The 9833-nt window shown below is 73.6% G+C and carries 2 protein-coding genes; both read right to left on the minus strand.

Annotated features, from left to right (window positions below):
* Window positions 1-7 precede the first annotated feature (7 nt).
* Window positions 8-5140, minus strand: coding sequence for a type I polyketide synthase (locus tag AB0F72_RS34610; protein ID WP_360440614.1), 5133 nt, complete (start codon window positions 5138-5140; stop codon window positions 8-10).
* A 16-nt stretch (window positions 5141-5156) separates the two neighbouring features.
* Window positions 5157-9833, minus strand: a 4677-nt coding sequence (locus AB0F72_RS34615; protein ID WP_360440617.1) for a type I polyketide synthase, incomplete at its 5' end; no start/stop codon positions are given.

Consider the following 9833-nt stretch of genomic DNA (forward strand, 5'->3'; position numbering starts at 1 on the left):
CTCCGGTTCAGTGGGCGCCGGTGCCGAGCGCCAGCGCGACGAGGTCGTCCAGAGCCATGTCGGCGATGGAATCCGCGGGCTCCTCGTCCGGCGTGCCGGACGGTTCGGCCAGGCCGATGAGCGCGTCCAGCAGGCCGGCCTCGCGGAGCCGCTGCAGGGGCACGGTCGCCAGCACGGCACGCAGGCGCGCCTCGTCCACCGCGCCGGTGTCGTCCTCGGAGAGCTCGCCGAGCAGGTGGGCGGCCAACTCCGCCGGGGTGGGGTAGTCGAAGACCAGGGTCGCCGGCAGCCGGATCCCGGTCGACTCGGCCAGCCGGTTACGCAGCTCCACCGCAGTGAGCGAGTCGAAGCCGACGTCCTTGAACGCCTGGTCCGGCGCGATGGCGTCCGGTCCGGGCAGGCTCAGCACCTCGGCGGTGTGGTCGCTGACCACACCGAGGACCAGCTTCTGCCGACCCGCCGCGTCCAGTCCGGCCAGCCGGGAAGCCAGCGAGGGGCCGGCGGCGGCACGGGCGGCGCGCCGGGCGGGTGCGGCGAGGCCCCGCAGCAACGGGATCGTCGCGCCGGCCGACAGGTCGAGCCGGGCCGGCATCACCGCCGCGACATCGCTCGCCAGCGCGGCGTCGAACAGCGCCAAGCCGTGCTCGACGGTGACCGGTCGCAGACCGCTGCGCGCCATCCGCGCCTCGTCGGCCGCGGCCAGCTCCGCGGTCATCCCGGACTCCTGCACCCACGGGCCCCAGGCGAGCGACACACCGGGTAGTCCGAGCGCCCGCCGGTGTCCGGCCAGGCCGTCCAGGAAGGCGTTCGCGGCGGCGTAGTTGGCCTGGCCGGGGCTGCCCAGCGTGCCGGCCGCCGAGGAGTACATCACGAAGGCGTCCAGGTCCCGGTCGAGGGTGAGTTCGTGCAGGTGCCAGGCCCCGTCCACCTTGGGCCGCAGCACGGTGTCCAGCCGTTGGTGCGTCAGCGCGGTGAGCACCCCGTCGTCGAGCACACCGGCGACATGCACCACCGCGCGCAGCGGGCGGTCCGCCGGGATGCCGTCCAGCACCGCTGCCAGCGCCGCCCGGTCACCCACGTCGCAGGCGACGACCTCGGCGCTCGCTCCCATCTCGGCCAGGTCGGCGACCAGTTCGGCGCCGGTTCCGCGCCGGTTCACCAGGACCAGGTGGCGTACGCCGTACTCGCGCACCAGATGCCGGGCCACCGCCGACCCCAGGGCGCCGGTCGCTCCGGTGATCAGCACCGTGCCGTCCGGGCGCCAGGCTGCCGGGGCGTCGCCGTTCCCGCGGATGCGGGTCAGACGGGACGCCAGGACCCGGCCGTCGCGAATCCTGACGAGTGGCTCGTCACCGGCCGCGATCGACGGCAGGAGCGGCGCCGATGCGTCGTCGTCGAGGTCCGCGAGCACGAATCGGCCGGGATGTTCGGCTTGCGCGGCGCGCAGCAGCCCCCACACCGCGGACGCGGCCGGGTCCGTCTCGGCCCGCCGGGTCAGCACGAGGAGCCGGGAATCGCCCGTCAGCACGTCCTGGACCGCGGTCAGCGTCCTCGCCAGCAGTTCGCGGACGTCTGCCGGGTCGCCGGCCGCGGTGAGGTCCAGGACCGACGGCTCCGGCGTGTCCCGGTCCGCCGCCGATACCGTCACCGGCACCCAATCGACCTGGTAGAGGGAGTTGCCGGCCGGATCGAACGGGCGCAGGACCAGCGTGTCGACGGCGGCCAGCGGACCACCCGTCTGATCGGCGAGAACGACCGACACCGCATCCGGTCCGGCGGCCCGGATCCGGACCCGGGCGGCGGAGGCGCCGGCGGCGAAGAGCCGCACACCGGTGAAGCTGAACGGCAGCAGCGGCCGGCCGGAGGCCAGGAGACCGGCCTGAAGGGCGGCGTCCAGCAAGGCGGGCTGCAGGCCGTAACCGCTCACGTCCACGTCGTCGGGCAGGGCGACCTCGGCGTAGACGTCGCCGTCCCGGGTCCAGGCCCGGCGCAGGCCCTGGAAGGCAGGCCCGTAGTCGAGGCCGTTGCCCTCCTGCGCCGCGTAGAAGCCGGTGAGGTCGGCCGGCTCCGCCCCGGCCGGGGGCCAGACCGTCAGGTCGGCGCCGAGCGCGGCCCGCCCACCGTCCGGGTCACCCATGTCGTCGGCGGCCGGCCCGGCGCTGACGAAGCCGGTGGCGTGCCTGACCCACCCGGCCTCCGCGTCGTCGCGGGCGTGGACGGTGACGGTGCGGCGGCCGTCGTCCGGAGGGCTGATCTCGATCTGTACGAGGGTCTCCGCTGCGGTCGCCAGCGTCAGCGGGACCTCGATGACGAACTCGTCCACGGTGGCGGCGCCGACCTCGCCGGCGGCGTGCCGGACCGCCTCGAGCAGGACCGCGGCCGGCACGACCACCGCGCCGGCGACGACGTGGTCGGCGAGCCACGATGGTGTCCGTACGGACCAGCGGGCGGTGGCCACCACGCCGCCGTCGCCGGTCAGCGTCACCAGCGTGGTCAGCAACGGATGGCCGGACGAGGCGGGGACGGCCGCCTCCGCGGGGGCGAGCCAGTAGCGCTCGCGCTGGAACGCCGAGGTCGGCAGGTCCACCAGACCACCGGGTAGGCGGAAGGACACGCCCTGGACGTACAGCTGGGCCAGCGCGGCGGCGACGGAGGTGTCCTCGCCGACGCCCTTGCGCAGCGCGGGGACGCCGACGCCGTGCTCGATCAGGCCGGCGAGCGTGCCGTCCGGGCCCAGCTCCAGGAACGTCGTGACACCGCGGCCGGCCAGCGACTGCACGTCGTCGGCGAACATGACCGCATCGCGCACATGCCGCACCCAGTACCCGGGATCGGTCACCGCGCCGTCCATCCGGATGCGCGGCGCCGCATAGTCCAGACCGGCGGCGACCGCGGCGAACTCGTCGAGCATCGGCTCCATCAACACCGAATGGAACGCATGCGAGGTGCGCAGCCGCCGCGTCCGGCGGCCGGCGAACCGGGCGAGCAGCTCCTCGACCGCGGACACCACCCCCGAGACGACGACCGACCGGGCACCGTTCACCGCCGCCAGATCCACGCCGGGTCCCAGCAGCGGCCGCACCTCATCGGCGGAGGCCTCGACCGCGACCATCAGGCCGCCTTCCGGCAACGCCTGCATCAACCGGCCTCGCGCTGCGACCAGCCGGGCGGCGTCCGCCAGCGACCACACGCCCGCCACCTGAGCAGCGGACAACGTACCGATCGAGTGGCCGCTGACGAAGTCCGGGTTCACACCCCACGACGCGAAGAGACGGAACAGCGCCACCTCCAGGGCGAAGATCGCCGGCTGGGCGTACTCCGTACGATCGAGCGCTGTCTGATCGTCGATCACCTCGGCCAGGGGCCGAGGCAGCAGACCGTCGAACGCCCGGCACGCCTCGTCGAACGCCAGCGCGAAGACCGGGAACGCGGCCGCCAGCTCACGGCCCATCCCGGCCCGCTGCGAGCCCTGGCCGGTGAACAACACGGCCAGCGAGCCACGAGCCGGCGCGTTCTGCGGAACGCGCAGCTCGCGCAGCCGGTCGACGACCTCATCCAGGTCGGATGCGGCGAACGCGGCACGGTGGGCCAGGACCGGACGGGCGGCGAGGGAACGCGCTACGTCGCGCGCATCGACGCCACGGTGCTCGGCCAGCCAGCCGGCAAGCCGATCCGCGTGCGTACGCAGGGCTTCGGGAGTCTTCGCGGACAGCACGAACGGCAGGGCGCGCGGGCGGTCCGCGGTCTCCACCAGCTCGGCGGCGGGCGCCTCCTCGATGATGACGTGCGCGTTGGTGCCGCTCATGCCGAAGGACGAGACCGCCGCCCGGCGCGGCCGCTCGCCCGCCGGCCAGTCGACTGCCGAGGTGAGCAGCCGGACGTCACCGGTGTCCCAGTCGACCTTCGTGGACGGTTCGGTGACGTGCAGCGTCGCGGGCAGCGTCCGGTGCTGGAGCGCGAGGACCATCTTCATGACGCCGGCCGCCCCGGCCGCCGCCTGGGTGTGCCCGACGTTCGACTTCAGTGATCCGAGCCAGACGGGACGCTCGCGGTTCTGGCCGTAGGTGGCGAGGATGGCTTGCGCCTCGATCGGGTCGCCCAGCGCGGTGCCGGTACCGTGCGCCTCCACCGCGTCGACGTCCGCGGCGGTGAGCCCGGCGGAGGCGAGGGCCCGGTGGATCACCCGCTGCTGGGACGGGCCGTTCGGTGCGGTCAAGCCGTTCGACGCACCGTCCTGGTTGATCGCTGATCCGCGCACCACGGCCAGCACCGGGTGCCCGTGCCGTTGCGCGTCGGAGAGGCGTTCCACCAGCAGCAGGGCAGCGCCCTCGGCGAGTGCGGTGCCGTCCGCGTCGGACGAAAAGGCCTTGATCCGGCCGTCGGCGGCGAGACCACGCTGGCGCGAGAAGTCGACGAAGACACCCGGCGTACCGAGCACCGTCACTCCGCCGGCGAGCGCCATCGAACACTCGCCGTTGCGCAGCGCCTGCATCGCCAGGTGCAACGCCACCAGCGACGACGAGCAGGCGGTCTCCACCGTCACGCACGGTCCCTCCAGGCCCAGCGTGTACGAGACCCGGCCGCTGGTGGCGCTGCCCGAGTTGCCGATGCCCGCGAGGCCTTCCATCGCGCGGGGCACGTGCGGGTGCCGCGGGGCGTAGTCGTGGTACATGACGCCGGCGAAGACCCCGACGTCCTTGCCGCGCAGCGACTGCGGGTCGATGCCGGCCCGTTCGAAGGCCTCCCACGAGGTCTCCAGCATGAGCCGCTGCTGCGGGTTCATCGACAGCGCCTCCCGCGGGGAGATCCCGAAGAAGGCCGCGTCGAACCCGGCCACGTCGTCGAGGAAGCCGCCCTGCCGTACATATGAGGTGCCGGGATGGTCCGGGTCCGGGTCGAACAGGCCGGCCAGGTCCCAGCCGCGGTCGCCGGGGAAGTCGCCGATCGTGTCGCCACCGGTGGCCAGCAGGTGCCACAGGTCGTCCGGAGTGGACACGCCGCCGGGGAGGCGGCAGGCCATGGAGACGATCGCCACGGGTTCGCTGCGGTCGTACTTCAGGTCCTCGACCTGCTTCTTCGTGGCCCGCAGGTCGGTCACCACGAGCTTGAGGTATTCGCGGAGCTTGTCATCGTTCGCCATGGCAGTCCGATCCTGGTCAGGAGAGGCCGAGTTCGTTGTCGATCAAGTCGAAGATCTCGTCGTCGCTGGCGGAGTCGAGGTCGAGGCGCTCCGTCCCAGAGGTGGTGGGTTGGGCGAGCATCGTCTGCAGCCGGGCCGTGATCCGAGCCCGCTCCGCCTCGTCGGCCGCGGACCAGATCCGCTCGATGCTCGTCAGCCCGTCCGGGTCGGCCGGTCCGGCGGGCGCCGGCGTGAGGCCGGCCAGCAGCTGCCGGGTCAGCGCGAGCGGGTTCGGGTAGTCGAACACCGCGGTGGCCGGCAGCCGTACGCCGGTTGCTGCGGTGAGCCGGTTGCGCAGCTCGACCGCGAGCAGCGAGTCGAAGCCGACGTCCTTGAACGCCTGGCCGGGCTCGACCGTGTCCGGGCCGGGCAGGCCCAGCACACCGGCCACGTGAGTCCGTACCTGCTCGAGCACCACCTGTTCCCGGCCGGCGTCGTCGAGCCCGGCGAGCAGCTGGTCCAGGGCGGCCACCGGAGCCGCGGCCGAGGCGGTCCGCCGGGCCGGGCGAACGAGCGACCGCGACATCCGCGCGGCCGGGGCGCCGCTGTCGCGGAATGCGGCCAGATCCAGCTTGGCGGGCAGCAGCACGGCGGAGCCGGCCGCCACCGCCAGGTCGAAGGCCGCCAGCCCTTCGGCATCGGTGATGCCGAGCATGCCGCGGCGCCGGTTACGGTCCAGGGTGCCGTCGTCGAGGTGGCCGGTCATGCCGCTGGCCTGCGCCCACATGCCCCAGGCCAGGGAGACCGCCGGCAGGCCCAGCGCCCGCCGGTGTTCGGCCAGCCCGTCCAGGTACGCGTTCGCGGCGGCGTAGCCGGCCTGTCCTGCGTTACCGAGCAGCCCGGCGGCGGACGAGTAGAGGACGAAGGCGTCCAGGTCCCGGTCCCGGGTGAGTTCGTGCAGGTGCCGGGCGGCGTCGGCCTTCGCCCGCCAGACCCGGTCGAGCCGCTCGGGGGTCAGGGCCGTGAACAACCCGTCGTCCAGCACGCCGGCAGCGTGCACGACAGCGGTCAGCGGATGCTCCGCCGGGATTCGTTCCAGCGCGGCACGCAGCGCCTCCCGGTCACCGGCGTCGGCGGCGACGACGTCGACCGTTGCCCCGCCCGCCGCGAGCTCCGCCACCAGGTCGGGTGCGGCGCCACTGCGGCTGAGCAGGAGCAGCCGGCGTACGCCGTAGGCGGTCACCAGGTGCCGGGCGAGCAACCCGCCCAGCAGGCCCGTGCCACCGGTGATCAGCACGGTTCCGTTCTCGGTCAGCTGGAGCCGCTCACCACGATCGGTGACCCGGGCGAGCTGCGGTTCCAGGGCCTCCCCGGCCCGGACGGCCAGTTGCGGAAGGCTGCCGTCGACGAGGTCGAGGGCGTCGGCGTCCCCGTCGACCAGCACGAACCGGTCGGGGTGTTCGGACTGGGCGGTGCGGATCAGACCCCATACCGCCGCGGCCGCCGGATCCACCGTGTCGCCCTCGACCGCCGCGACCGCGTTGCGGGTGTGCAGCACCAGGCGTGATGCGGCGAACCGCGGTTCGGCCAGCCAGGCCTGGACCAGCTCCAGGACGTCGGCGAGCTGGACCCCCGCGGGCACCGGGTGAACCATCAGCGGCGCGGCTTCGGCGGCCAGGTCAGCCGGACCGGAGACCGGCACGACGGCCAGTCCCTGCCCGGTGGCCGGCGCCGGCTGCCAGTCGATCCGGTACACCGGCGCGGACGCCTGGCCGGCGGTCAAGTCGGCCGTCGCGACCGGGCGCGAGACCACGGCCTCGACGGCTGCGACCGGGGCGCCGGTGCCGTCGGCGAGCCGGATCGACGTGCCGTCCGGGCCGGCGGAGACGATCCGGATCCGCAGCTCGGTGGCGCCGACACCGAACAGCGACACCCCGGTCCAGGCGAACGGCAGCAGCGTCTGCCCGGCCTCGGTGTCCGGCTGCGGCCGGAAGATGCCGGTCTGCAGGGCCGCGTCGAGCAGGGCCGGGTGCAACGCGAACCGCGCGGCGTTGGCGTGCTCCTCGGCGGGCAGGGCCACCTCGGCGTACACCTCGTCACCGCGAGTCCACACGGCACGGACTCCCTGGAAGACCGGTCCGTACTCGTAGCCCGCTGCGAGCTGCCGCTCGTAGAAGCCCGCGATGTCGACCCGCTGCGCACCGGCGGGTGGCCAGGCGACCAGCGGCTCACCCTCCGGCACGGCCGCGATCACCGCGCCGGTGGCATGCCGGGTCCAGCTTTCCTGCCCGTCGGCACGGGCGTAGACGTCGGCTGTCCGGCGGCCCTGCTCGCTCGCCTCGCCCAGGACCACCTGGACCTGCACGCCGCCGGTGGCCGGCAGGACGAGTGGCGCCTCGACGACCAGTTCCTCGACGGTGCCATCGCTCGCGGCGAGGACCAGCTCCACCAGGGCGGCACCCGGTACGACCGCGGCACCCGCCACCCGATGGTCGCCGAGCCACGGGTGGGTGTGCAGCGACCAGCGGCCGGTGGCGACCATCCCGCCGGATGCGGCCAGCGGCAGCGCGGCGCCGAGCAGCGGATGGTCCATCGTGTCCAGACCGAGCTTGAGCGGGGAACCGGCGGTGGGCCGGTCGGCGAACCAGTACCGCTCGCGCTGGAACGGGTAGGTGGGCAACGGCACCCGGGCGGCGCCCGTGCCCTCGAAGACCGGGCTCCAATCGACCTTCCCGCCGCGGACGAACACAGCGGCGAGCGCGGCCTGGACACGGTACGGGCCGTCCTCGTCGCGGCGCAGCGTCCCGGTCACCACGTACGGTGTGGTCACCGTGTCGTCAAGGGTCTCCTGGATGCTCACGGTGAGCACAGGGTGGCTGCTCACCTCGACGAAGACCGCATGACCGGACCGGGCGAGCGCCTCGGTGGCGGTGGCGAAGTTGACGGCCTGCCGCAGATTGCCGTACCAGTATCCGCCGTCGAGCTCGGGGCCCGTGATCCATGCCCCGGTGACGCTGGAGAAGAACGGCACCTCGGGCGTACGAGGTGCGACCCCGGCGAGCAGCGCGGTCAGCTCGTCTTCGATCAGCGTCACGTACGAGCTGTGCGAGGCGTAGTCGACCGGGATCCGCCGGGCCCGGATCTCCCGCGCGGCGCAGCGGGCGAGCAACTCGTCCAGAGCCTCGGGCGGGCCGGCCACGACGGTGGCCGACGGCCCGTTGACGACAGCGATCTCCAGCGTGTCGTCGGCCATCGCGCGGACCTCGTCGACCGGCAGCGCGACGGACATCATGCCGCCGTGCCCGGCCAGGCTGCGGGCGATGACTTGACTGCGCAGGGCCACCACGGCCGCGGCGTCCGCCAGGGTCAGCGCGCCGGCGACGCAGGCGGCCGCGATCTCGCCCTGCGAATGGCCGAGAACCGCGTCCGGGGTGACGCCATGGGCCCGCCACACCTCGGCGAGGGAGACCATGACCGCCCAGGAGACCGGCTGGACGACGTCGACGCGGTCCAGCGTCGGCGCGCCGGGCGCCTGCCGGATGACGTCGAGCAGCGACCAGTCGACGTACGGGGCGAGGGCGGCGGCGCACTCGGCCATGCGAGCGGCGAAGACCGGCGACGCGTCCAGCAGATCGGCGCCCATGCCGGCCCACTGTGAGCCCTGGCCGGGGAAGACGAAGACCGTCTTCCCGGTGACGTCGGCCTGCCCGGTGATCTCCTCACCGGCCACGGTGACGGTCCGGTGGTCGAACACCGCACGACCGGTGGCGAGGGAGTAGGCGACGTCGGCCGGAGCTGCCGTACCGGCCGCGGTCCTGATGCGGTCGGTGTACTCGCGAAGAGCAGCCGGCGTCTTCGCCGTCACGATGAGCGGCAGCGGCCGGTCGCCGGCTGCCTCCTCGCGGGCCGGCGACGCGGGCGGCTCCTCGATGATGACGTGGGCGTTGGTGCCGCTCACGCCGAACGACGACACCGCGGCGCGGCGCGGCCGGCCGTCGGTCGCCCAGTCCCTGGCCTGGCGGAGCAGCTCCACCCGGCCGGCCGTCCAATCCACCTTCGACGTGGGCTCGCCCACGTTCAGAGTCGCCGGCATGACCCCGTGCTGCATCGCCGTCACCATCTTGATGACGCCGGTGACGCCCGCGGCGCCCTGGGTGTGCCCGACGTTGGACTTCACCGACCCCAGCCACAACGGCTCATCCCGATCCTGACCGTACGTCGCGAGAAGGGCCTGCGCCTCGATCGGATCACCCAACGCCGTACCCGTGCCGTGCGCCTCCACCACATCCACATCCGCCGCGCCCAACCCCGCCGACGCCAGCGCCTGACGAATCACCCGCTGCTGCGACGGCCCGTTCGGCGCCGTCAACCCATTCGACGCACCGTCCTGATTCACCGCCGACCCACGCACCACCGCCAGCACCGGATGACCCCGCCGCCGCGCGTCGGAGAGCCGCTCCACCAGCAAAACACCGACACCCTCACCCCACGCCGTACCGTCAGCGTCGTCCGAGAACGCCTTCACCCGCGCATCCCGCGCCAGCCCACGCTGCCGCGAGAACTCCACGAACGTGTCCGGCGTCGCCATCACCGTCACACCACCGGCAAGCGCCATCTCACACTCCCCGTTCCGCAACGCCTGCACCGCCAGATGCAACGCCACCAACGACGACGAACACGCCGTGTCCACCGTGATCGCCGGCCCCTCGAAGCC

The organism is Actinoplanes sp. NPDC023936, from assembly GCF_040639325.1.
Taxonomy (GTDB): domain Bacteria; phylum Actinomycetota; class Actinomycetes; order Mycobacteriales; family Micromonosporaceae; genus Actinoplanes.